This window comes from Burkholderia sp. FW306-1C-G01B, from assembly GCF_058781685.1.
Map to the genome: position 1 here is coordinate 107,137 of NZ_JBYSWZ010000011.1, position 23,489 is coordinate 130,625.

The 23,489-nt window shown below is 67.8% G+C and carries 20 protein-coding genes and 2 pseudogenes; 10 read left to right on the top strand and 12 right to left on the bottom strand.

Annotated features, from left to right (window positions below; all coding sequences use genetic code 11):
* The first annotated feature begins 4 nt into the window (after window positions 1–4).
* Window positions 5–1,255, top strand: a complete 1,251-nt coding sequence (locus tag AC3WLY_RS22250) for an NAD(P)/FAD-dependent oxidoreductase (protein WP_492308963.1) — start codon at window positions 5–7, stop codon at window positions 1,253–1,255.
* 77 nt (window positions 1,256–1,332) lie between these two features.
* Here AC3WLY_RS22250 and AC3WLY_RS22255 read toward each other — a convergent pair whose 3' ends face one another.
* The 3 genes from AC3WLY_RS22255 to glpD form a co-directional block, all read right to left on the bottom strand.
* Window positions 1,333–2,049: an MIP/aquaporin family protein gene (locus AC3WLY_RS22255; protein WP_310142824.1), complete on the bottom strand. Its 717-nt coding sequence runs from the start codon at window positions 2,047–2,049 to the stop codon at window positions 1,333–1,335.
* 81 nt (window positions 2,050–2,130) lie between these two features.
* On the bottom strand, window positions 2,131–3,633 hold the full coding sequence (glpK, locus tag AC3WLY_RS22260; RefSeq protein WP_492308962.1) for a glycerol kinase GlpK: 1,503 nt from the start codon (window positions 3,631–3,633) through the stop codon (window positions 2,131–2,133).
* 105 nt (window positions 3,634–3,738) lie between these two features.
* Window positions 3,739–5,262, bottom strand: a complete 1,524-nt coding sequence (gene glpD / locus AC3WLY_RS22265) for a glycerol-3-phosphate dehydrogenase (RefSeq protein WP_034178957.1) — start codon at window positions 5,260–5,262, stop codon at window positions 3,739–3,741.
* A gap of 162 nt (window positions 5,263–5,424) precedes the next feature.
* Here glpD and AC3WLY_RS22270 point away from each other — a divergent pair, with 162 nt between their 5' ends.
* A complete protein-coding gene (locus AC3WLY_RS22270; protein ID WP_175961996.1) occupies window positions 5,425–5,793 on the top strand; it encodes a hypothetical protein in 369 nt (122 codons plus the stop codon).
* Window positions 5,794–5,896: 103 nt separating this feature from the next.
* On the opposite strand, the gene AC3WLY_RS22275 is transcribed toward AC3WLY_RS22270, so the two are convergent.
* The gene (locus tag AC3WLY_RS22275; protein ID WP_034179421.1) at window positions 5,897–6,094 is read right to left on the bottom strand and encodes a hypothetical protein; all 198 of its coding nucleotides are present in this window, start codon (window positions 6,092–6,094) and stop codon (window positions 5,897–5,899) included.
* A 316-nt stretch (window positions 6,095–6,410) separates the two neighbouring features.
* Window positions 6,411–7,190, bottom strand: coding sequence for a DeoR/GlpR family DNA-binding transcription regulator (locus AC3WLY_RS22280; protein ID WP_006493999.1), 780 nt, complete (start codon window positions 7,188–7,190; stop codon window positions 6,411–6,413).
* A gap of 222 nt (window positions 7,191–7,412) precedes the next feature.
* Here AC3WLY_RS22280 and AC3WLY_RS22285 point away from each other — a divergent pair, with 222 nt between their 5' ends.
* The 3 genes from AC3WLY_RS22285 to AC3WLY_RS22295 all read left to right on the top strand — a co-directional run bounded on the left by AC3WLY_RS22285 (window position 7,413) and on the right by AC3WLY_RS22295 (window position 10,781).
* On the top strand, window positions 7,413–9,053 hold the full coding sequence (locus AC3WLY_RS22285) for a gamma-glutamyltransferase family protein (protein ID WP_175961995.1): 1,641 nt from the start codon (window positions 7,413–7,415) through the stop codon (window positions 9,051–9,053).
* A 317-nt stretch (window positions 9,054–9,370) separates the two neighbouring features.
* Window positions 9,371–10,198: a ferritin-like domain-containing protein gene (locus tag AC3WLY_RS22290; protein ID WP_034178954.1), complete on the top strand. Its 828-nt coding sequence runs from the start codon at window positions 9,371–9,373 to the stop codon at window positions 10,196–10,198.
* A gap of 76 nt (window positions 10,199–10,274) precedes the next feature.
* On the top strand, window positions 10,275–10,781 hold the full coding sequence (locus tag AC3WLY_RS22295) for a hypothetical protein (RefSeq protein WP_310142813.1): 507 nt from the start codon (window positions 10,275–10,277) through the stop codon (window positions 10,779–10,781).
* On the opposite strand, the gene AC3WLY_RS22300 is transcribed toward AC3WLY_RS22295, so the two are convergent.
* From AC3WLY_RS22300 to AC3WLY_RS22310, 3 genes and pseudogenes are all read right to left on the bottom strand, one after another.
* A complete protein-coding gene (locus tag AC3WLY_RS22300) occupies window positions 10,775–12,220 on the bottom strand; it encodes a DEAD/DEAH box helicase (protein WP_175961994.1) in 1,446 nt (481 codons plus the stop codon). The two genes, AC3WLY_RS22295 and AC3WLY_RS22300, sit on opposite strands and share 7 nt — an antisense overlap.
* A gap of 73 nt (window positions 12,221–12,293) precedes the next feature.
* A pseudogene (locus AC3WLY_RS22305) lies at window positions 12,294–13,586 on the bottom strand (c-type cytochrome); the annotation flags it as partial.
* A 19-nt stretch (window positions 13,587–13,605) separates the two neighbouring features.
* Window positions 13,606–14,370: a c-type cytochrome gene (locus tag AC3WLY_RS22310; RefSeq protein WP_175961993.1), complete on the bottom strand. Its 765-nt coding sequence runs from the start codon at window positions 14,368–14,370 to the stop codon at window positions 13,606–13,608.
* Window positions 14,371–14,748: 378 nt separating this feature from the next.
* Here AC3WLY_RS22310 and AC3WLY_RS22315 point away from each other — a divergent pair, with 378 nt between their 5' ends.
* Window positions 14,749–15,681: a CopD family protein gene (locus AC3WLY_RS22315; protein WP_492308960.1), complete on the top strand. Its 933-nt coding sequence runs from the start codon at window positions 14,749–14,751 to the stop codon at window positions 15,679–15,681.
* A 162-nt stretch (window positions 15,682–15,843) separates the two neighbouring features.
* On the opposite strand, the gene dgoD is transcribed toward AC3WLY_RS22315, so the two are convergent.
* Window positions 15,844–16,992 carry a galactonate dehydratase gene (gene dgoD / locus AC3WLY_RS22320; protein ID WP_072443519.1) on the bottom strand — a complete coding sequence of 383 codons (1,149 nt, stop codon included), beginning with the start codon at window positions 16,990–16,992 and terminating at the stop codon, window positions 15,844–15,846.
* A gap of 155 nt (window positions 16,993–17,147) precedes the next feature.
* Here dgoD and AC3WLY_RS22325 point away from each other — a divergent pair, with 155 nt between their 5' ends.
* Window positions 17,148–17,831, top strand: coding sequence for a FadR/GntR family transcriptional regulator (locus AC3WLY_RS22325; RefSeq protein ID WP_175962077.1), 684 nt, complete (start codon window positions 17,148–17,150; stop codon window positions 17,829–17,831).
* A 27-nt stretch (window positions 17,832–17,858) separates the two neighbouring features.
* Here AC3WLY_RS22325 and AC3WLY_RS22330 read toward each other — a convergent pair.
* Window positions 17,859–18,118: pseudogene (locus AC3WLY_RS22330) on the bottom strand (DUF1272 domain-containing protein).
* 152 nt (window positions 18,119–18,270) lie between these two features.
* On the opposite strand from AC3WLY_RS22330, the gene AC3WLY_RS22335 reads away from it, so the two are divergent.
* Window positions 18,271–18,618 (top strand): GFA family protein, encoded by a 348-nt coding sequence (locus tag AC3WLY_RS22335; RefSeq protein ID WP_175961991.1) that lies wholly within the window; start codon window positions 18,271–18,273, stop codon window positions 18,616–18,618.
* A gap of 34 nt (window positions 18,619–18,652) precedes the next feature.
* On the opposite strand, the gene AC3WLY_RS22340 is transcribed toward AC3WLY_RS22335, so the two are convergent.
* Window positions 18,653–21,760 (bottom strand): transglycosylase domain-containing protein, encoded by a 3,108-nt coding sequence (locus AC3WLY_RS22340; RefSeq protein ID WP_492308959.1) that lies wholly within the window; start codon window positions 21,758–21,760, stop codon window positions 18,653–18,655.
* Window positions 21,761–22,181: 421 nt separating this feature from the next.
* Here AC3WLY_RS22340 and AC3WLY_RS22345 point away from each other — a divergent pair, with 421 nt between their 5' ends.
* A complete protein-coding gene (locus tag AC3WLY_RS22345) occupies window positions 22,182–22,574 on the top strand; it encodes an MAPEG family protein (RefSeq protein WP_492308958.1) in 393 nt (130 codons plus the stop codon).
* 245 nt (window positions 22,575–22,819) lie between these two features.
* A complete protein-coding gene (locus AC3WLY_RS22350; RefSeq protein WP_175961988.1) occupies window positions 22,820–23,104 on the top strand; it encodes a PAAR domain-containing protein in 285 nt (94 codons plus the stop codon).
* Between the two features lie 36 nt (window positions 23,105–23,140).
* Here AC3WLY_RS22350 and AC3WLY_RS22355 read toward each other — a convergent pair whose 3' ends face one another.
* Window positions 23,141–23,452 (bottom strand): cupin domain-containing protein, encoded by a 312-nt coding sequence (locus tag AC3WLY_RS22355; RefSeq protein WP_175961987.1) that lies wholly within the window; start codon window positions 23,450–23,452, stop codon window positions 23,141–23,143.
* Window positions 23,453–23,489 lie beyond the last annotated feature (37 nt).

The window sequence follows — 23,489 nt, forward strand, 5'->3', positions numbered from 1 at the left end:
TGCGATGACGAACCACCGTGTGATGGCGATCGTCGGCGCGGGCCATGCGGGCGGCCGCGCGGCGCAGGTGCTGCGCGAGTCCGGCTGGCGCGGTCGCATCGTGCTGATCGGCGCGGAGGCGCACCTGCCGTACGAACGGCCGCCGTTGTCGAAGGGCGTGCTGACGGGCGAGCGCAGCGCGGCGCAGTGCCGCTTGCGCGATCCGGGCGCATGGGCGGCCGACGGCATCGAGCCGGTCGTCGCGACGGTCGAGCGCATCGATCCGCACGCACGCGAAGTGCGCGTGTCCGGCGGCCGGGTGTTCGGCTACGACGCGCTGCTGCTCGCGACCGGCGCTCGCGCGCGCCGCCTCGCGATTCCGGGCGCGGCGCTCGACGGCGTGTTTGCATTGCGCACGCTCGACGACGCGGCGGCACTCGGCGCGCGGCTCGTGTCCGGCGCGCGGATCGTGCTGATCGGCGGCGGCTTCATTGGTCTCGAAGTCGCGGCGTCGGCGCGGCTGCGCGGCTGCCGCGCGACCGTGCTCGACGCCGCGCCGCGTCTGCTTGGGCGCGCGGTACCGGAGTCGATCGCGGCGCGCGTGCAGGCGCTTCACGAGGAGCATGGCGTGGCGATCCGCGTGAACCGGAAGCCCGTTGCGATCGAGCGGATCTCGGGCGGCGCGCTGGCAGTCGTGCTCGACGACGGCGACACGCTGATCGCCGATACGGTCGTGGCCGGCATCGGCATCGAACCGGCCGACGAACTGGCGCGCGACGCGGGCCTCGCGGTCGATCGCGGCATCGTCGTGAACGCGCGGCTCGAGACGTCGGCGCGCGGCATCTATGCGGCCGGCGACGTCGCGGTGTTTCCGAGTGCGTTGTCGGGGCGACCGGTCCGGCAGGAGACATGGCACGGCGCCGAGACCCAGGCGCGCGCCGCCGCGCGCAACATGCTCGGCGCCGACGAACCGTATCGAGAGATGCCGTGGTTCTGGTCGGATCAGTACGACGCACAGTTGCAGGTGGCCGGAGAGCCGGCGCTCGGCGAATGGTCGGTCGCGCGCAGGCTCGACGGCGACGCCGAAATCCATTTCCATTTCGATGGTGGCGGACGGCTCGTCGCGGCGAGCGGCTTCGGCCGCGCGTCCGGATTCGCCAAGGAGATGAAGCTGGCGAGGGCGCTGGTCGAACGCGGCGCCGCGGTGGCGCCCGCGGCGGTCGCCGACGCGAACCTGAAGCTGAAATCGCTGTTGCCGGCGTCCGCCGGCGGGTAGGCGGAACGTGCAATGAAAAACAGCCCGCGGCCTTCCGGCACGCGGGCTGTGTTGCTTCGTCGGTGCGACGGGCCGCGTCAGTGCGGCACGTGCAGTTGCAGATAGAGCGCGGCAGCGAGCGAGCCGCCGATCAGCGGGCCGACCACCGGGATCCACGCATAGCGCCAGTCGCTGTCGCGCTTGCCGGGAATCGGCAGCAGCGCATGCATGAGGCGCGGCGCGAGGTCGCGCGCGGGGCTCATCGCATAGCCGGTCGGGCCGCCGAGGGAGATGCCGATGCCGAGCACGAGCAGGCCGACGGGCAGCGCGTCGAGCGCGCCGAGGCCGACCTGCGGCGACGCGAGATACAGCACGCCGAGGATCAGCACGAACGTGCAGATCGCCTCGGTCAGCACGTTGTGCCGGACGCTGCGGATCGCGGGCGCCGTGCAGAACACCGCGAGCTTCAGGTCCGCATCGGCTTCCTTCGCGAAGTGCTGGCGATACGCGAGCCACACGAGCAGTGCGCCCGCCATCCCGCCGAGCATCTGCGCGAGGATGTAGCCGCCGACTTTCGACCACGCGAACTTGCCCGCGAGCGCGAGGCTGATCGTCACGACCGGGTTCAGGTGCGCGCCGCTGAACGACGCGGTCACGTAGACGGCGACGAATACGGCCATCGCCCAGCCCCACACGATCACGATCAGGTCTGCGCCCTTGCCCTTGGTCTTCGCAAGCAGCACGTTTGCGACCGCGCCGTTGCCGAGCAGCACGAGGATTGCTGTGCCGATGAATTCTGCAATATAAGGTGACATGGTTGTCTCTCGTATGTCGCGGCGGACTCGCGCGCCGCGCGGTCCGCCGGTGTTGTTGTATTTCGTCTGGATGGCTGACGATTACTGGGTGTCGTCGGCCCACGCCTTCGCGGCGCGCACCGCACGCTGCCAGCCGGCCATGCAGCGTTCGACCTGCTCCTTCGGCATCGTCGGCGAGAAGCGGCGATCGAGCTGCCACTGGTCGCGCACTTCGTCGAGGTTCTTCCAGTAGCCGATCGCGAGGCCCGCGAGATACGCCGCGCCGAGCGCGGTCGTCTCGGTGATCTGCGGGCGCACCGCGTCGACGCCGAGCAGGTCGGCCTGGAACTGCATCAGCAGGTCGTTCGCGCTCGCGCCGCCGTCGACGCGCAGCTCGCCGATGCTGATGCCCGAATCGGCTTCCATCGCGGCCAGCACGTCGAGCGACTGGTACGCGATCGAATCGAGCGCCGCACGCGCGAGATGCGCGGCCGTCGTGCCGCGCGTGACGCCGAACACCGAACCGCGCGCCCGCGGGTTCCAGTGCGGTGCGCCGAGGCCGGCGAACGCGGGCACGAGATAGACGCCGTCGGTGTGCGGCACGCTCGCGGCGAGCGCTTCGATTTCAGCGGCCGTCTTGATGATGCCTACGCCGTCGCGCAGCCATTGCACGACCGCACCCGCGATGAAGATGCTGCCTTCGAGCGCGTACTGCACGTCGTCGCCGATCTGCCATGCGATCGTCGTGACGAGGTTGTTCTTCGACTCGATCGGCTTGTCGCCGGTGTTCATCATCAGGAAGCAGCCGGTGCCGTAGGTGTTCTTCACCATGCCCGACGTCGTGCACATCTGGCCGAACAGCGCCGCGTGCTGGTCGCCGGCGATGCCCGCGAGCGGGATCTTCGACGCAAATACGGTGGTTTTCGTATGGCCGTAGATTTCCGACGACGCCTTCACTTCCGGCAGCATGCTGCGCGGGATGTCGAGCAATTCGAGCAGCTCGCTGTCCCACTCGCGCGTATGGATGTTGAACAGCATCGTGCGCGACGCGTTCGTCACGTCGGTCACGTGCAGTTCGTGCTTCGTGAAGTTCCACACGAGCCAGCTGTCGACGGTGCCGAACGCGAGTTTGCCCTGGCGTGCCTTGTCGCGTGCGCCCGGCACGTTGTCGAGGATCCAGCGGATCTTCGTCGCGGAGAAGTACGAATCGATCGGCAGGCCGGTCTTTGCGCGCACCTTCGCTTCGAGGCCCTGCTTCTTCAGCGAGTCGCAGAAGTCGGCCGTGCGGCGATCCTGCCAGACGATCGCGTTGTAGACGGGCTGGCCCGTCTCGCGATCCCAGACGATCGTCGTCTCGCGCTGGTTGGTGATGCCGATGGCCGCGATCGACGTGCCGTTCAGGCCCGTGCGCGTGACGGCTTCGGCGGCGACGCCGGCTTGCGTCGACCAGATTTCCTGAGGGTCGTGCTCGACCCAGCCGGGTTGCGGGTAGATCTGTTCGAATTCCTTCTGGGCGATCGACACGATATTGCCCTGGCGATCGAACAGCATCGCGCGGGAACTCGTGGTGCCCTGGTCAAGCGCGAGGATGTACTGGTCCTGCATGTCTCTCATCTCCATCCGTGGATTGGCTTAGTTGTGATGCGCGCCGCATGGTGGGCGGCGCGTCGTTGAGTCAACTTCGGTCAGACAACTGCAACTGCTTTCGGATCAGGCGTGCGGCGCATGCGCGGCGGCGAACCACGCGTCGACCGCGGCCGTCACGGCATCGAGCGTGCCAGGCGCGACGTGCAGGCCGAGCTTCGAGCGGCGCCACAGCACGTCCTGCGCGCAGGTCGCCCATTCGGCATCGCGCAGGTAGCGCAGTTCGGCGTCGTAGATGCCCGGCGCGATTTCGGTGCCGAGATCGGCGAGCGACTTCGCGTCGTCGACCACGCGTTCCGCACGCGTGCCGTAGGCGCGCGCATAACGACGGGCGAGTGCGGCCGGCAGCCACGGATGACGTTTTGCGAACGTGTCGGCGAATACGTCGAACTTCGCGTTCGCGATGTCGCCGCCCGGCAGCGCGACGCCGGCCGTCCAGGTTTTCGCGTCGCGGCCGAGCGCGCGGCACAGCATGTCGCCGGCTTCTTCCGCGAGCTTGCGGAACGTCGTGATCTTGCCGCCGAACACCGACAGCAGCGGCGCACCCGCGCCGTCGTCCAGCTCGAGGCGGTAGTCGCGCGTGACGGCCGATGCATTCGCCGCGTTCTCGTCTTCCAGCAGCGGGCGCACGCCCGAATAGGTCCAGTGCACGTCGGCCGGCGAGATCTTGCGCTTGAAGTAGCGGTTGATCGAATCGCACAGGTACTGCGTCTCGTCGCGATCGATCGCGACCTTCGCGGGATCGTTCGTGTATTCGACGTCGGTCGTGCCGATCAGCGTGAAGTCGTGTTCGTACGGAATCGCGAAGATGATCCGCTTGTCCGGGTTCTGGAAGATGTACGCGTGATCGTGATCGAACAGGCGGCGCGTGATGATGTGGCTGCCCTTCACGAGCCGCACGCTGTGCTGCGCGCCGCGGCCGAGCGCGCCGTGCAGCACGTCGCCGACCCACGGGCCGGCCGCGTTCGCGATCGCGCGCGCATGCACGACGCGGATCGAACCGTCGGCGTGCTGCAGCCGTGCTTCCCATTCGTCGCCGCGGCGTTCGGCGGATACCAGCTTCGTGCGCGTCAGGATCTCGGCGCCGCGCTCCTTCGCATCCATCGCGTTCAGCACGACGAGGCGCGCGTCGTCGACCCAGCCGTCCGAATACACGAAGCCGCGCTTGATCGAGTCGATCAGCGGCGCGCCGGCCGCATGGCGGCGCATGTCGATGCCGCGCGAGCCGGGCAGCAGTTCGCGTTTCGCGAGGTGATCGTAGAGGAACAGGCCGATGCGGATCAGCCAGGCCGGACGCAGGTTCGGCATGTGCGGCATCACGAAGCGCAGCGGCCACATGATGTGCGGCGCCGCGCGCAGCAGCGTTTCGCGCTCCTGCAGCGCCTTGCGCACGAGCCCGAACTCGTTGTACTCGAGATAGCGCAGGCCGCCGTGAATCAGCTTCGTGCTGGACGACGACGTATGCGACGCGAGATCGTCCTGCTCGCAGAGCATGACCGACAGGCCGCGGCCGGCCGCATCGCGCGCGATCCCCGCGCCGTTGATGCCGCCGCCGACGACGAGCAGATCGTAGCGATTCGGTTGGGTCACCTGCTGTCCTTATCGTCTGATGGAAATTGGCGAACACGAAATGTTCGAATTCGAAATTTAACGAACGAAATCGAAAAAGTAAAGTTCGAAAAAGCGGGGCCAGTAGCGCGCGGCGCGATCCCGGACGATACTGGCGCAATCGACCGTTTTGCGAGGTGAATCATGCGTATTGGGATGTGGGCCGGCGTGTGCGCCGTCCTTCTGGCCGGGTGCAGCGCCGGCACGCCGCCGCTTGCCGGCAACTGGCGGGCGCCGTCGTTCGCCGACCTGCAGACATCGTGCGGCGGCACCGCGCGCGACTGGGGCGCGGACGCGCAGCCGGTCTACTCGACGCTGTATGACGCGTACGTGGCGAAACGGTATCGCGGGCTGACCGAAGCGAACTATTGTGCGTTCGTAAACGAACTTTCGACGCACTATGCGGCGCCCGACGCGGCGGCGCGCGCCGGCTGGATCGCGTATTTCAACGGTGCGCGCGCGCAGGCCATCAGCTGGCGGGCGGCGGTCGATCCGACGCTGCGCGGCGGCTGAAGCCGGCTGCGGCCCGGGTGAGGCGAACCGGCGGGGGAAGCGGAAACGACCGCGCGGCCGGGAGTCGGTCCGGCCGCGCGGTCAGGTCAGGAACAGCGAGGTTTCACGAATAGCGGTACTTGATGGATCGCAGCGCGGCGTCGCCGGTCTCGGTCACGCAGTATTTGCGCCCCGAGCCGAGTCCTTCAAGGCGGACGAGCTGCTGTTCGAGCAGTGTGTCCAGTTCATCCCGATCCATGTCGCGCTGGTCAGGCGCGTCCTTTACAAGCAATAGCGTGGCGAATTCATGCGGACTCAGCATCGTTCTCTCCATGGCAACCGGTCTGCCCGCGCGGCCGGCGCAAACGCCGACGCACGATACCCCGCGGGGTGTATGGCTTGGGGGGAAAAGCTGCATTCGCCGGCCCTGCGATTCGCACCCGCCCTGGCACAGGCGGATCTGCGAACGGGCCGGGGAACTGGAGTCTAGTCGAGCGCGCGGGCAACGACAAATCGTGCCCCGTTAATTTTCCGTTTGACAGAAGGATGCACCGCAAGCGGTCCGCTCGCGGCGCCAACTTCTTGATTTCACTTGAAGTTTCGGGTGCGGTGCAGCATCGCCGGCACCTTCGCAAGCATCATTCCGCGACGTACACCTGGGTGCCGGCGGCGGCCACCGTGTCGGCCATCTCGGGCGGCAGCGGCTTGTCGGTGAAAAGCGCGTGCACCTGGCTCAGGTGGCCCTGGCGCACCAGCGCCGGGCGGCCGACCTTCGAATGGTCGGTCACGAGGTAGACCGTGCGCGCATGCTGCATGATCGCCTCGGCGACACGCACCTCGCGCGTGTCGAAGTCGCGCAGTGTGCCGTCGGCCTCGATCGCCGACGTGCCGATGATCGCGTAGTCGACCTTGAACTGGCGGATGAAGTCGATCGCGAGTTCGCCGACGATACCCTTGTCCCACGGCCGCACGATGCCGCCCGTGATCAGCACCTCGCAGTCGGGGTAGCCGCTCATCATCGACGCGACGTTCAGGTTGTTCGTGATCACGTGCAGCCCGTGGTGGCGGTTCAGCGCGCGCGCGACTTCCTCGGTCGTCGTGCCGAGGTTGATGAACAGCGACGCCTGGTCGGGGATGTGCGAAGCCGCGAGCGCCGCGATGCGCCGCTTCTCGTCGTGGAACATCCGCTGGCGCGCCGTATACGACACGTTCTCCGAGCTGGTCGGCAGGCTCGCGCCGCCGTGGTAGCGGCGCAGCAGGTTCAGGTCGGCGAGCCAGTTCACGTCGCGGCGGATCGTCTGCGGCGTCACCGCGAAGTGCGCGGCGAGATCGTCGACGGTCACGAAGCCGTCGCGCTGCACCCATTCGAGCAGTTCCTGCTGGCGCGCGTTGAGGGTGAGGCGGGGATCTCGGGTCATGGCTCGATGGTCGTGTCGTGAGACGGAGCGGGTATTGTAAGGGCGGCAACGCCGTTCGGCCGGCCTGGCCGGCACGGCCGCGTGAAATTCATGCGGAAATCGCATGGATTCATGTGACAAATGAATTTGTGCGATTGCGCTGATCGCGCTGCAATGGCGGACTGCCCGCGCACGCGGGCACGCGTTCGGCGCGTTCATTCAGCTTTCGACGAGGTGGCACCGATGACTGGCTTCAACTGGCACAACCCGTATCCGACGACCCGCATCCCGGTATTCGCGCGCAACGTCGTGTCGACGTCGCATCCGCTCGCCGCGCAGGCCGGGCTGCGGATGCTGTGGAAAGGCGGCAACGCGGTCGACGCGGCGCTGGCCGCCGCGGCCGCGATTACCGTCGTCGAGCCCGTGTCCTGCGGGCTCGGCGGCGACGCGTTCGCGCTCGTGTGGGACGGCGAGCGGCTGTCCGGGCTGAACGCGTCGGGCGTCGCGCCGGCCGCGTGGAACGTCGACTATTTCCGCAAGCGCCACGGCGAGGATGCGCACGGCATCGCGAACAAGCCGATGCGCGGCTGGGATACCGTCACCGTGCCGGGCGTGATCGCGGGCTGGGAGGCGCTGCACGCGAAGTTCGGCTCGCTGCCGTTCGCGGATCTGCTCGAGCCGGCGATCGAGATCGCGGAGCGCGGTTATGCGGTGCCGCCGATCGTCGCGCACAAGTGGGCGGCGGCGGTGCCTGCGCTGCAGGGCCTGCCGGGTTTCGCGGAGACCTTCATGCCGCGCGGCCGTGCGCCGCTCGTCGGCGAACGCGTGTGCCTGCCGGGCCATGCGCAGACGCTGCGCACGCTCGCGAAGGACGGCGCCCGTGCGTTCTATGAAGGCGCGCTCGCCGGGCGCATCGCCGCGTTCGCCCGCGACGGCGGCGGCGCGCTGACCGAAGCCGACCTGCGCGCGTACCGACCGGAGTGGGTCGAGCCGATCGGCAAGCGCTTCGGCCGTCACACGATTCACGAGATCCCGCCGAACGGGCAGGGCATTGCCGCGCTGATCGCGCTCGGGATCGCCGAGCATGCGGGCGTGACCGAATGGCCGCTCGATTCGGTCGACTCGCAGCATCTGCAGATCGAGGCGATGAAGCTCGCATTCGCGGACGTCTATCGCTACGTGGCCGATCCGCGCGCGATGGAAGTCACGCCCGAGCAGATGCTCGACGATGCGTATCTCGCCGAACGCGCGAAGCAGATCGATCCCGCGCGTGCGACGCACTTCGGCGCCGGCCGGCCGCATTCGGGCGGCACGATCTACCTGTCGGCGGCCGACGAGCGCGGGATGATGGTGAGCTTTATCCAGTCGAACTACATGGGCTTCGGCTCGGGGCTCGTGGTGCCGGGCACCGGCATTGCGCTGCAGAATCGCGGGCATGGCTTCTCGATGGATCCGGCTTCGCCGAACGTCGTCGCGGGCGGCAAGCGGCCGTTCCACACGATCATCCCGGCGTTCGTGACCGAGCAGGTCGACGGCCGCACCGAGGCCGTGATGAGCTTCGGCGTGATGGGCGGCGACATGCAGCCGCAAGGCCATCTGCAGACCATCGTGCGGATGCTCGGCCATGGGCAGCAGCCGCAGGCCGCATGCGATGCGCCGCGCTGGAAGGTCAACCGCGACTTCACGCTCGACGTCGAATCGACGATGAATCGCGCGACGGTCGACGCGCTGGCCGCACGCGGCCATACGATCAAGTCGATCGACGATCCTTACATGGATTTCGGTTCGGGGCAGTTCATCTGGCGTCTCGATCGCGACGATCGCGAGCGCGGCTACGTGGCTGCGAGCGACAGCCGGCGCGACGGTCTGGCGGCCGGCTTCTGACGGTTCGCCTCAATTTCATGCGCTCGACGGGCGGCCGAACGGCCGCCCGTTTCGTTTCGTTTGATGCGGCCGTACTGCTGAACGGCTGCAAGCAGTTCGAAGGACTCGTCTAACGAACGGCAACAGACGCCGTGGAACTGCGCCTGTCCGGTATGGTCAGTGCTCTGGAGCACGAACGTCAAAGTCCGGCTAAGATGCCAGGATGGTTCGGCCGGACCAATTCACTAGAAACGCATGTAATACGCCGCCTGCGGGACGGTCGGCGCCTGTGCCAAGGCATGGGCCGGCCCCCGCGCGACGACTGGGAGCGCACCACCATGGACACTAAAACGACGCATGTCATGCCGTGGCGAATCGAGGACATCGACCTGAACCGGATCGATCGTCAGCGTGCCGCCGCGAACGAGGATCTGCTGCTGCTGCTGTGCGCGTCGTCGTTCATCGAAAGCGGCTCGGATCTCTACACGAGCAATCTGAGCGAATTCTTCAACGACGATCCTGAAGTATCCGAGTGGCTCAACAATGCATGGGAGCACGAAGAATTGCAGCACGGCCGCGCGCTGAAGGCGTACATCGCGCACGTATGGCCCGAGTTCGACTGGGATACCGCCTTCGCGAATTTCTTCGCCGAGTATTCGAAGACCTGCAAGGTCGAGGCATTCGAGAAGACCCGCGCGCTCGAGATGGTCGCGCGCTGCGTCGTCGAGACGGGCACGGCCACGCTCTATCGTGCGATCAACGAATGCTCCGACGAGCCCGTGCTGAAGGAAATCACCGACAACATCCGCACGGACGAAGTGCGTCACTACAAGCACTTCTTCAAATTCTTCAAGAAGTACAACAAGCTCGAAGGCAATGGCCGGCTCGCGGTGCTCGGCGCGCTGGCGCGCCGCGTGATGGAAATCAAGAACGAGGATTCCGAGATCGCGCTGCGCCACGTGTTCGCGGTTCGTTATCCGGATCGCGTCGGCGACAGCCAGTACAACCGCGAGCGCGCCGCGCGCATCAGTACGCTCGTGCGGCGCAACCTGTCGGCCGACATGTGCGTGAAGATGCTGCTCAAGCCGCTCGACCTGCCCGCGAGGATCCAGCCGGGCGTCCATTATCCGCTCACGAAGATCACGCGGCACGTATTCCTGCGCTGATCGCCGCGGCCCGGCCCGGCTGGCGTATGCTGCCGCATCGTCATCCGATCTTGATCCGCACCGGGGCCACGCCACCATGACCGATACCCATCGCCACGCGCTCGAACAATGGACGTTCGACGCGTGGCCGCCGGCCGTCGTATCGCTGTTCGACGGCACCGCGCTCGAGCGTCATGCCGATATCGCCGCATCGCTGATCGTCGCGACCGACGATGGGCAGTTGCGCACGACGCTGCTTGGCGTCGGCGAGATCTATGCGCACGATGCGCACACGCTGCTGCTGGCGCTATGGCCGCAATCGCGTGCGGCGCGCGCGCTCGCGCAACGGCGCGCGGCCGCGTTGACGCTCGTCGCCGACGGCGCATTCTTTCAGGCGCAATTGAGGATCGAGCCGCTCGAAGGCGACTTCGGCGGACTGGCCGGATTCGCTGCGACGATCGCGCACGGCGATGCGCAGCGGGTCGGTTATGCGCGTCTCGCGACAGGCGTCACGTTCACGCTGGAAGGGGAGCGCGCCGCGGTGCTCGCGCGCTGGCAACGCCAGGTCGAGCACCTGCGGCGCGCGGCCGCGCGGCTTCAGTGACCGCGCTGGCCGCTGCGCGACGAACGGTTGCGGTTCGGGTGCGCGGCGTTGCCGCTCGCGGGGCGCGCGCTGTTGCCGCCGCCCGCCGGGCGTCCGCCGCTGCCGCCGGCGCCGCCTTGCGTGCGCGGCTTCGCGGCCTTCTGCTGCGATGCCTTCGGTTGCGCGTTGCCGTCGCGTTTCGCGGCCGGCTGGCCTGAGCCGCCTGCGCGCGGCTGGCGATTGCCGCCGCCGCCGCCACCACCGCCGCGAGGTTGCTGCTGCCCGCGGCGCTGCTGGATCGGCTCCGGCTTCGCGTTCGGATCGGGTTCGAAGCCCGCGATCACTTCCTGCGGAATCTCGCGCTTGATCAGTCGCTCGATGTCGCGCAGCAGTTGCTTCTCGTCGACGCACACGAGCGACACGGCTTCACCGGTCGCGCCCGCGCGGCCCGTGCGGCCGATCCGGTGCACGTAATCCTCGGGCACGTTCGGCAGGTCGAAGTTGACGACGTGCGGCAACTGGTCGATGTCGATCCCGCGCGCGGCGATATCGGTCGCGACGAGCACCTGCAGCGTGCTGTTCTTGAACTCGGCAAGCGCGCGCGTGCGGGCCGACTGGCTCTTGTTGCCGTGGATCGCCATCGCGCTGATGCCGTCCTTCGTCAACTGTTCGGCGAGCCGGTTCGCGCCGTGCTTGGTGCGCGTGAACACGAGCACCTGGAACCAGTTGTGTTCGCGGATCAGGTGCGTGAGCAGCTCGCGCTTGCGGTCGCGGTCGACCGGGTGGATCTTCTGCGCGACGCTCTCGGCGGTCGTGTTGCGGCGCGCGACCTCGATCAGCGCGGGCGAGTCGAGCAGGCTGTCGGCAAGCGCCTTGATCTCGTCGGAGAAGGTCGCCGAGAACAGCAGGTTCTGGCGCTGCGGCGGCAACTTCGCGAGCACGCGCTTGATGTCGTGGATGAAGCCCATGTCGAGCATCCGGTCGGCTTCGTCGAGCACGAGGATGTCGAGATTCGACAGGTCGATCGTCTTCTGCTGCATGTGGTCGAGCAGGCGCCCCGGCGTCGCGACGACGATGTCGACGCCGCGCTTGAGCGCATCGATCTGCGGATTGATGCTGACGCCGCCGAACATCACGGTCGAGCGCAGCTTCAGGTACTTGCTGTAGGCACGGACGCTTTCCTCGACCTGCGCGGCGAGTTCGCGCGTCGGCGTGAGGATCAGCGCGCGCACCGCGCGCTTCGCGCCGCGATGCTCGGCGTAGAACGTGTGCAGGCGCTGCAGGATCGGCAGCGTGAAGCCGGCGGTCTTGCCGGTGCCTGTTTGTGCGCCGGCGAGCAGGTCGCCGCCGCCGAGCACGGCGGGGATCGCCTGCTGCTGGATCGGAGTCGGCGACGTGTAGCCGAGCTCGTTGACCGCCTTGACAAGCGGTTCGGCCAGGCCGAGAGATTCGAAAGACATAGATACCACTCTTGAGTTTTATGATCGGCGACACCTCGCGCGGCCCGCGCGGGGACTGGCGTCGCAAAAAGCAAAGGGGCGCGGAACGCAGGTCGCTCACCTGTTGCGGCGAGATCGGCGTACCGTTGTTGCCCCACGACATCCGGATATACGTTACAACGGCTGCGACTTCCTGGTTCGACAGCGACTGCGCGAACGGCGGCATGCCGTACGGACGCGGATTCTTGAACGTGCTCGGCGGATAGCCACCGTTCAGCACCATGCGGATCGGGTTGACCGCCGATTCCATCATGATCGAGTGGTTGCCCGCGAGCGGCGGATATGCCGGCGGCTTGCCCGCGCCGGTTTCGGCGTGGCAGGTCGCGCAGTTGTCGGCGTAGATCTTCTTGCCCTGGTCGAACAGCGCATTGCCGAACTGCTTCGACGGCTCGTACTGCATGTTCTTCGGCGCTTCAGCCTTCTGCGGGATCGACTTCAGGTACGTCGACATCGCGCGCGTATCTTCGTCGGTCATGTACTGCAGGCTGTTGTGGACCACGTCCGCCATCGGGCCGAACACCGCACCCTTCTGCGACACGCCGGCCTGCAGCAGGTCGGACAGCTCCTGCACGTGCCAGTCGCCGAGGCCGAGTTCCTTGTCGTTCGTCAGCGACGGCGCATACCAGTTCTGCAGCGGGATCAGGCCGCCTGCGAACGCCGACGAGCTCACCGGGCCGCCCATCATGTTGATCGACGTGTGGCACATCGAGCAGTGGCCGAGGCCTTCGACGAGGTAGGCGCCGCGGTTCCATTCGACCGACTTCGTCGGATCCGGCTTGTACTCGCCTTCCTTGAAGAACAGCGTGCGCCAGCCGATCAGCAGGTTGCGGTTGTTGAACGGGAACTTCAGTTCGTGCGGACGGCTCGGCACCGACACCGGCGCGACCGAGCGCAGGTACGCGAAGATCGCGTCCGAATCCGCGCGCGTGACCTTCGTGTAGCTCGCGAACGGGAAGCCCGGGTACAGCAGGCTGCCGTCCTTCGAGCGACCCGTGTGCATCGCGCGGTAGAAGTCGTCCGAGGTCCACTTGCCGATGCCGTCCTTGTCGTCCGGCGTGATGTTCGGCGTGTACATCGTGCCGAACGGCGTCGCCATCGGCAGGCCGCCCGCGAACGACTTGCCGCCGCGCACGGTGTGGCACGCGATACAGTCGCCGACGCGCGCGAGGTATTCGCCCTTCTTGATCAGCGCGGCCTGGTCGGCCGGCGTGGCCGCGACGGCGGCAGCGCCGTGCAGCGTGTCGTTGCCCGGCCACAGGACCGGCACGAGGGCGGCAGCCGCGACGATCGCGACAGCCGAGAGTGCAAACAGGGACTTGCGTTTCATTGTGTCTGTCTCCCTTGCCTTATTGCGGTTCGCTGCCGCAGGCGAGCGGAGTCTTCATCGAGCGCGCCGGGGCCGGCACGGGGTTGGCGGGCGCCGGTTGCGCGGCGAGCCATGCGGTCACGGCCGTCACGTCTTCGTCGGAAAGCTTCGCTGCGATGTCGTGCATGCAGTCCGGTGCCTTTGCGTGGCGGTTGCCCGAGCGCCATGCGCCGAGCTGTGCGCTCAGGTAATCGGCGTGCAGGCCGACGAGGCCCGGGATCGCCGGCTGCATGCCGGTCAGCGTCGCGCCATGGCAGGCCACGCAGGCCGGCAGCTTGCGGGACGGGTCGCCTTGCGTGACGAGCTGCTTGCCGCGCGCGAGCGTCGCGGCCGGCAGCGTCGGCTTCGCCGGCGCCGGGTACGGCGGGCGTTCGGCCGAGAAGTGCTCGGCGATTTCGCGCAGGTAGTCGTCGTTCAGGTACGTCAGCAGGTAGTTCATCGGCGGGTACTTGCGCCGGCCATCACGGAAGTTGACGAGCTGGTTGTACAGGTACTCGGCCGGCTTGCCGGCAAGACGCGGGAAGTAGTCGTTGTCCGTGCCCTGGCCGTGGACGCCGTGGCATGCGGTACAGCCGCGCACGCGCTCGGCCATCGTATCGGGTGCCTTGAGCGGCGCCTGCTGGGCGTGCGCTTGCTCCGTGGGCTTGGTCTGCGCTTGGGCAGCGCTCATAAGGCCCGCTCCGCCGATCAACAGAACGGCGAGCAGCGGACGGAAGAGGCGTCTTGAAGACACACGAGACTCCATGATTATTCGTCGGGGACCTTGTCCGGGCTACGATCGGCTCGGCGCATGGACGGCAGGACAGCCGGGCTGCTGCGACGCGGCATTCTATCATCGATGGGTAATGACGGCTATTTGGCAAAAGGACAGCGGTTCCTGTCTGTTTACGACTTGCGACAATTTGACGCGTATTGCACAGCGGCGAAGTGAACCGGCGTGCGCTTTCGCCATCGAAGACCGTACACTCGCGACTCGCGCGGCGCCGCCTCCGCCGCAGGTCCAGTCATTTCTCCCGTTTCCGGATTCATCGATGACGCTTTCTACCGTGCCGTTGCCTCGTTCCCGTTGTCTGTCCCGTTGCCGCCGCGCCGCCGGCCGGCCTTTTCCGGGAGGATGTGCACGATGAAGTTCGACAGCTTGTGGATCGGGCAGGTCACGCTCGCGGCGCTGATGGACGCCGCGTTCGCGATGGCGGTCGGCTCGGCGCTGCTCAAGGCGTGGCTCGGCAAGGACGGCGCGCGGCCGGTCGTCTCGCCTTCGCATCCCGCGTGGTTGCGCGCACAACATTCCCTGGTCGCGGCGGCGCTGACGCTCGTGCTCGCGGATCTCGGCTGGCTGGTCTACGAGGCCGCGACGATGAGCGGCGCGGGGCTCGGCGGCGCGTTCGCCGCGATTCCCGTCGTGCTGATGCAGACGCACGCGGGCTTCGCGTGGAGCGTCGCGTTCGCCGGCGCGGTGGTGCTCGCGATCGTCGCGCTGGCGAAGCCGGAGGGCCCGGGCGCGCACGCGGTGCTGTGGCTCGCGGTGATCGTGGTCGCGGCCGGCAAGGCATCGCTCGGCCATGCGGCCGATACGGGCGCGCTGTCCGCGGCGGTCGGCGTGCAGACGCTGCACCTGCTCGCGACGGCCGTGTGGGGCGGCCTCGTGCTCGCGGGCGGGCTCGCGGTGCTGCCGGCGCTCGGTTCTTCGGTCGCACGCGGCGCGCTGATCCGCATCGGCCAGCAACTGTCGCGTACGTCGATCATCGCGGTCGTATTCTTGCTCGGGACGGGCATGCTCAATGCGCTGCGCGGGCTCGGCGGCTCGCTCGCGCCGCTCGACGGCAGCACGTGGGGGCGCGTGTTGCTGCTGAAGCTGCTGCTCGTCGCGCTCGCGCTCGTGCTCGGCGGCCTGAACCGCTTCTCGGCGCTGCCGCGGCTGCGCCGCACCGCGTCGACCGAGGATGCGCACACGTTCCGCAACATCCTGCATCTCGAAGGGATGACGATGATCGGCGTGTTCGTCGCGGCCGCCGTGCTGTCGTTCAGCGTGCCGGGGTTCGCGGCGCTCGGTTGACGGCGGGTTCCGCATGGCGCGACGCAAGCCCGCGGGCGCGGGCGCGTGCGCGGCACGTGCCGCTCGTCGCGCCGCTCACGTAAAAGCGACCGCCTGTCGGGCAGCCGTTTCGAAGTCGATGCGTATCGCGCGGGCCGCAGCCGCGCGCGATACGCAGCGTGCTCACCACTCGGCGACGCTGCCGTCCGCGTGGCGCCACACCGGGTTGCGCCAGCGGTGGCCCGTTTTCGCCATCTCGCGCACCTTCTCCTCGTTGACGTCGATGCCGAGCCCCGGGCCCTGCGGGATCGCGACGAAGCCGTCCTCGTAGCGGAACACCTCGGGATTGCGCAGGTAGTCGAGCAGGTCGTTGCCCTGGTTGTAGTGAATGCCGAGGCTTTGTTCCTGGATGAATGCGTTGTAGCTGACCGCATCGAGCTGCAGACATGCGGCGAGCGCGATCGGGCCGAGCGGGCAGTGCAGTGCGAGCGCGACGTCGTAGCTCTCCGCGAGCGTCGCGATCTTGCGGCACTCGGTGATGCCGCCCGCGTGCGACGCGTCGGGCTGGATGATGTCCACGTAGCCGCCCGCGAGGATGTGCTTGAAGTCCCAGCGCGAGTACAGCCGTTCGCCGAGCGCGATCGGCGTGTTGGTCTGGTTGACGATGTCGCGCAGCGCCTCGGCGTTCTCCGACAGCACGGGTTCCTCGATGAACATCAGCTTGTACGGGTCGAGCTCCTTCGCGAGCACCTTCGCCATCGGCTTGTGCACGCGGCCGTGGAAGTCGACGCCGATCCCGACGTGCGGGCCGACCGCGTCGCGCACGGCCGCGACGTTCGCGATCACCTGCTCGACCTTGTCGTAGGTGTCGACGATCTGCAGTTCCTCGGAACCATTCATCTTCACGGCCTTGAAGCCGCGCTCGACGACCGCGCGCGCATTGTTCGCGACGTCGCTCGGCCGGTCGCCGCCGATCCACGAATACACCTTGATGCGATCGCGCACCTGGCCGCCGAGCAGCGCGTGCACCGGCACGCCGTGATGCTTGCCCTTGATGTCCCAAAGCGCCTGGTCGACGCCCGCGATTGCGCTCATCATGATCGGGCCGCCGCGGTAGAAGCCCGCGCGGTACATCACCTGCCAGTGATCCTCGATCAGCAGCGGGTCGCGGCCGACGAGGTAGTCGGCCAGTTCCTGCACCGCGGCCTCGACCGTATGCGCGCGGCCTTCGACGATCGGCTCGCCCCAGCCGACGATGCCCTCGTCGGTTTCGATCTTGAGGAACAGCCAGCGCGGCGGGACGACGAAAGTTTCGAGGCGGGTGATTTTCACGATACGAGTCTCCATGGTTGGCCGGCGCGGGCGCACGGGCGCGGCGCGCGGTCGCGTGCTTTCGCGATTATCCTAGCGTAGTCGGATAAAAAATAGTATTAATAGCACTATTGTGCAGATAGTGGGCAGCCGGCACGCGGGCCCAACGGAGAACGATCATTCAACACGACCTGCATGGACAGACGGCCTTCCGGCTGGCGACGGCGATCCTGCGCGGCGACTATCCGCCCGAATCGCTGCTGCCGAGGGAGCCCGACCTGATGGAGCTGTACGGCGTGAGCCGTACGGTGATGCGCGAGGCGCTGCGCACGCTGACGTCGAAGGGGCTGGTCGAATCGCGGCCGAAGGTCGGCACGCGCGTGCGGCCGCGCCACGCATGGAACCTGCTCGACGCCGACCTGCTCGACTGGTACGCGCGCGTTGCGCCGCCGCTCGCGTTCGCGCTGAAGCTGCAGGAGATGCGCGAGATGATCGAGCCGTACGCGGCCGCGCTTGCCGCGCGCGCGCATACGCCGGAAGCGTTCGATGCGATCGAGGACGCGGCGCGCGCGATGGCTGCCGCGCGCAACGTCGACGAATGGGTGCGCGCCGACCTGCGCTTTCACCTGAGCGTGCTCGCGGCCGGCGGCAACGAACTGCTGGTGCCGCTCGGCGCGCTGATCGACCGCACGCTCGAGGCGCAACTGCATCTGAATGCGCGCCGCGCGGACGTGTACAACGCGTCGCTCGCCGAGCACACGACCGTCAGCGACGCGATCCGCGTGCGCGATGAGGACGGCGCACGCCGCGCGATGGCGGCGCTGCTCGCGGTGACGCGCGCGCGGATCGAGATGTCGTGACGGGCGGGGGCCGGCGGTGCGGCGTCGTCAGGCGTTCGCGCAACCGCCCGGCTTGTGGATGCGCTGCGTCGACGCAGGATACTTCGCGAGCAGGCTTGCCGGACGCCGCGGGCGCACGACCAGGTCGCCGCCGCAGTTCGGGCAGCGACCTTTCAGCACGTCGTCGGCGCAGGTCGCGCAGAACGGCTCGCCGCCCGCGTGCACTCGAAGGTGCAGATGCGCGCATCCGCCGAATCGGGCGGCAGGTCCTTGTCGCAGCATTCGCAGCCGGGGCGCAGTTCGAGCATGACGGTTTTCCTTGATTGGGGAGGTTCGGGACGGGCGCCGCCGGACATTGCGCGCGGCGCATGCGCGCGCTACCGTACCCGCTTGAATCGGCCTGGCCAACGGCGTCCGTCCGGGCGCCGTCGACGCGCACGGGCCACACCGGGAGACGACCATGCTTTATCGCGGAAGCTGTCACTGTGGAGACGTGAAGTTCGAAGTGGAAGGCGACTTGCAGGGCGTGATGGCGTGCAACTGCTCGATCTGCCAGCGCAAGGGCGCGCTGATGTGGTTCGTGCCGCGCGACCACATGAAGCTCCTCACGCCCGACGAGAATCTCGCGACCTACCTGTTCAACAAGCACGCGATCAGGCATCGCTTCTGCAAGCGCTGCGGGATGCATCCGTTCGCCGAGGGCGTTCATCCGAACGGCACCGCGATGGCCGCGATCAACGTGCGCTGCCTCGAGGATATCGACCTCGACGCGCTGCCCGTCACGCACTATGACGGCCGCTCGCACTGAGCGGCGTGCCGTCGCGTGAACGTATGTGCCGCGGTCAGGAAGGTTGCGCCGACGCGGTGCCCGGCGCGGGCATTTCCGCCTGCGGCGCGGGGTCCGCGGCGTGCGTGCCGGTGGCGGCCGGGCGTTCGATCAGCGGCGCGAGCGCCGGCGCCATCGACTTCAGCAACTGCACGGCCATCGCGCTCGTGAAGTCGTAGCGCGCCGCGTACGGTTCGTGCGCGGTTGCCGTCAGGACCCCGAAGAACCGGTCGCCGATCACGAACACGAACGTGCCGCTGCGGTTTACCTTGCGCGACTCGATCAGCCGCGCGCCGCGCGCATAGATGTTGAAGCGCTGGTCGCCCGTCCCCGTCTTGCCGTATACCTCGAGCGTCTTGCCGTCGGGCAGCGTGAAGCCGCCCGCGAGGCGGCGCGCGGTGCCGCTGAGCACGACGTCGCGCAGCAGCGTGTGCGCCACGTTGACGATTTCCGGCGACAGCATCGGCTGCGGCTGCGCGGCCGCGCGCACGAAGCGCGTTTCGTACGGCGTGCCCTTCGCGAAGTCGAGCCGCGTGATCGTCTCGGTCGGCGCTTTCTGGCCGCCGTTCGCGATCAGGCCGATCAGTTTCGCGAGCGCGTCGGGCTGGTCGCCCGATGCGCCGATCGCGGCCGCGTAGGACGGCGTGACTTCCGCGAACGGGTAGCCGAGCGCGCGCCACGACTTCGTGATCTCCGCGTACGCGCGCAGCTCGACCATGCGGCGGATGCGGCGGTCCTGGGTCGCGTGGTAGCGCGTCTTGTACAGCCACGAATACGTGTAGAAACGCGCATCGCGGCTCTCGCGCTGGACCTCGCCGAGCGACGCGCTCGGGTGCGCGCGCAGGTAGTTGAGCGTCCACAGCGCGAGCGGGTGCACGCTCGCGATATAGCCGCGATCGTTGAGGTTGAACCGGTCGATCGCGTATTTCGCGTAGAGCGCGGCGAGATCGTCGTCGGGCAGCGTCGCGGCCGGCGTGCCCTTCAGTTGCGCGCGCATCTGCGCATCGAACCACGCGAGCGATTCGTTCGGCGCGACGCTGCGCAGCACCGTCGCGATCTTCGGCGGCGACTTGCGCACGTCCTTCAGCATCAGCGCGAGTGCGTCGTCGGGTGCCTTGCCCGCATAGCGCGTGTAGTAGCGCTTCACGTAGACCTGGCTTTCGCCGTCGACGAACTGCTGCAGGTAATGCCGGCGCTGTTCGGGATCGCCGAGCCACGACGACGACGGGCCGGCCGCCTGCAGCGTCTCGTAGTGGACGATGTCGCGCATCAGCCGCACGAACACGAGGTTGACCGAATGCTCGAACGCAGTGTGCAGCGTCAGGATGCGGCCGTTGTCCGACTTCTCGAAGTTCGAGAACACCTGCGCGCCGCCGCCCGTGTAGAACACGTCGGGGCTCGCCGAATACTTGCGTTCGACGGCCGCGTCGAGCATCGCCTGCAGCGAGCGGTCGCGCGTATGCGACAGATAGTCGAGCGCCCAGCGCGACAGCGCGTCGACCGGGTCGGGTTTCACGCGCGCAAGCTCCGCGTTCGACAGGTTCGCATAGCGCGCGTGCAGATCGGAAACGATCTGCAGGTACGTGATCAGCGTGCGCAGTTTCGCGGTCGAGCCGAGGTTGATGCGGCCGCCGCGATTCACGTCGAACGGCTCATTCACGCTGTCGGTCTGTACGCGCAGCATGTTCGCGCCGTTGCGGCGTTCGTACAGCGTGAAGCTGTACGTGAGATGCGACGGGTCGTCCTTCGGCGCGAGCATCTCGTAGCCATAGAGGCCGGCGGCCTGCGCGCCGTCGCGCGTCGATGCCTTCGCGAGCCGCTCGGCGACGGCGCGCTGCACGCCGTTGTCGAGCGTGCTGGTCGCCTCCAGGTCGAGCAGGTCGAGCTGGTAGACGTCGCTGATGCCGAGTGCCGACAGCAGCGACGCGCGCGCGGACGACACCGCCTTGCGCGACACGAACGATTGCACCTGCGCGGCGGCAGGCGGCGCGCTGCGTTCGATCTGCGCGGACAGCGCGGCATCGCGCAATGCAGGCGAGATCACGCCGCCGTTCGACAGCAGCCGCAGGTAGCTGTCGGTCAGCCGCTGCAGCGCCGGATAGCCGCGGTTGAGGAAGTACGACGGCGCGCGCTGCGCGATGATCAGCGACAGCACCTCGCGGAACGTCTTGCCCTGTTCGTCGACGTTGTCGCCGGTCGTCGGCGCGGACAGGATCCGGTTCACGTCGTTGAAGTCGCGGCCGTACCAGGCGGCGAGACCGTCGCCGATGCCGGTGATTTCGCCGATATGCGGCCGCGCGGCGAGCGGCACCGAGTTCAGGTAGCGCACGACGATCGTGCGGCGCGCGAGCATCGTCTGCGGGCCGTTCAGATACGCGCGGACCGACGCCGACGCGATCTGCCGCAGCTTCTCGGGCGGCGTCGCGGTGCGGCCTTCGGGCGAATGGCGGAACTTCTCGATCTGGGTCGCGAGCGTGCTGCCGCCCGGGCGCGCCTGGTGACGGTTGACGACGTGCAGCGCCTGGTCGGCGAGCGCGCGGCTGAAGCGCCCCCAGTCGATCGCCGGGTTGCGGTTCGGTTCGTTCGCGTCGAGCAGGTAGCGATCCTCGATGAACAGCAGCGAATCGACGACCACGCGCGGCACCGTGTCGAAGTCGGCATAGACGCGCTGCGGGAACACGGTCGCGAACAGCGGCGCGCCGGTCGAATCGAATAGCATCAGGCCCGTCTGGTCCTTTTCTTCGTAAGGGAGGAACAACCCGCGCTCGCCGAGCGACAGCATCCGTTGCGAATCGCGCGCCTGTTTGCCGACGACGAAACCGCGCGCGAGCAGCCGCTCCTGGAACGACGGAATCATCGCGTAGCCGAGGCGCTGGTCGTAGGGGCCGTTCGCGGGGAAGCGGATGTGATCGCTCGGGCCCGTTTCGACCGTGTAGCCGACATCGCGGGTGAGCTCGGACAGGTAGCGCGCCTGCAGCCGGGACGTTTCGATCTCGGTCTGCACGAGCCGCGCGATTATCGCGAGCGCGATCAGCAGCGCGGCCAGCAAAGACCATTTGACCCACGTCCAGACCGATGCGAGACCGGTCACGCGCGGCAGGATACGATTAAGCGGCCGATTCATGGCGGCGTCTCCCTGAGGGCACAGGCTGTCCGGCCGCACCCCATTAAGGATTAGTGTAGTCCTCAACCGCGGGCTGCCAAGGGCGGTTCACTACCGAGATGCGCCGATGCAACGCGCGTGCCTGTGACGCGCGGCGACCGGCGTTGCGATGCGATGGCGCACGCCGTCGCGGCGAAACGTTTGCGCGTGCCGTGCCTAAGCGTCCGCGCGACAACGGTTTCGGCGGGCAGGCCCGGGTGGCCGGGCAGGGGCGCTGCACCGGTTTCGTGCGGTGCGGCATCGCGGCAAATCGGGCCGGATCCTGTTCGCGAAATCGCGGCCGGCGCATGGCGACGCTACGGGTTTCCGCGATAGCCGTGCACGCCGGCAGAGGGTAGGATCGCCGGATCTGCGGCGCATTTTCGCTTTCGCCGGGAGTCCCATGCCGATCCATCCCGTCGCGCTCGTTTGCACGGCCATCCTCGGGCTGCTGCTGTTCGGGCTCGGACTTGTCGTGTCCGTCACGCGCTTCCGGTGCACCACCGGATCCGGGTGTGCGCCCGATCCGACGAACGGGTTGCACAAGATCGTGCGCGCGCACGGCAACACGGCCGAATACGCGCCGTTTCTCGCGGTGCTGTTTCTCTATTTCGGCGCACACGATCCGTCGCGCGCGATCCTGTCGCTGATCGTCGCGGCGACTGCATGCCGTTGCCTGCTCGTGATCGGATTGCTCGCGTGGCCGACGATGGCCAGGCCGAATCCCGTGCGTTTCATCGGCGCGATCGGCACGTATCTGTGCGGCGCCGCGCTGTGCATCGCGCTGGTCGTCTGAGCGGCGGCGCGACGTATCGCCAGGTCGCGGCAGGGCTCGACTGCTTCCTGTCGAAGCGCACCGATGTGTATCTGACCGCCGTCTGCCGGTGCGCGTCTGGCGCCGACTCGACGGGGCGGGCGACGGCGGCCGCCGCGAGCGGTGATATGCTCGCGGGACGCCCGCGACCGACGGGCGGTTTCCGATTGCCCGTGCGCGGCCACGCTGCCGCGTGGCGCGGCGTTTCCGAGGGAAGAACCGACATCATGAGCCGCAAATTCATTCTGAAGGGCGACACGACCGACCACGGCGGCGTGGTGCTCGAAGGGATCGCCAATTCGTCGTTCGACGGACGCGAACTCGCCTATCTCGGCGCGCCCGTGTTCTGCGCCACGTGCAAGACGACAGGTGTGATCGTGTCGGACGGCGGCGAGCGGACGATGACCGTGATGGGCAAGGTCGTCGCGCTCGAACACGACCTGTGCCAGTGCCAGTGCACGCCGCAACCGAAACTGATCCCGTCGCAGGGCACGGGGACGATCTCGGGGTAAAACCCGCCGCGCGGCACGGCGCACGGCGGCCTGCCGTCAGACGCTGCCTTCCGTCTCGATCACGAGGATGCGCGCTTCGCCGAGCGGATGCGCGACGTGCTCGGTGCCGACCGTCGCGTGGAAGACGTCGCCGGTTTCGAGCACCGTCGCGTGCTCGATGCCTGCTACGCGATAGCGCATCTCGACGCGACCGTCGAGCACCGCGAACACTTCGTCGCCGTCGTTCACATGCCATCGATACGGCTGGTCGGTCCAGTGCAGGCGGACCGTGATGCCGTTCAGGTTCGCGATGTCGAGCGCGCCCCACGGGCGGTCCGCGGTGAATGCCGCGCTGCGGATGATGTTCATCGATATGTTCTCCGGCGCGAATGCGCGTCGTCTTCCC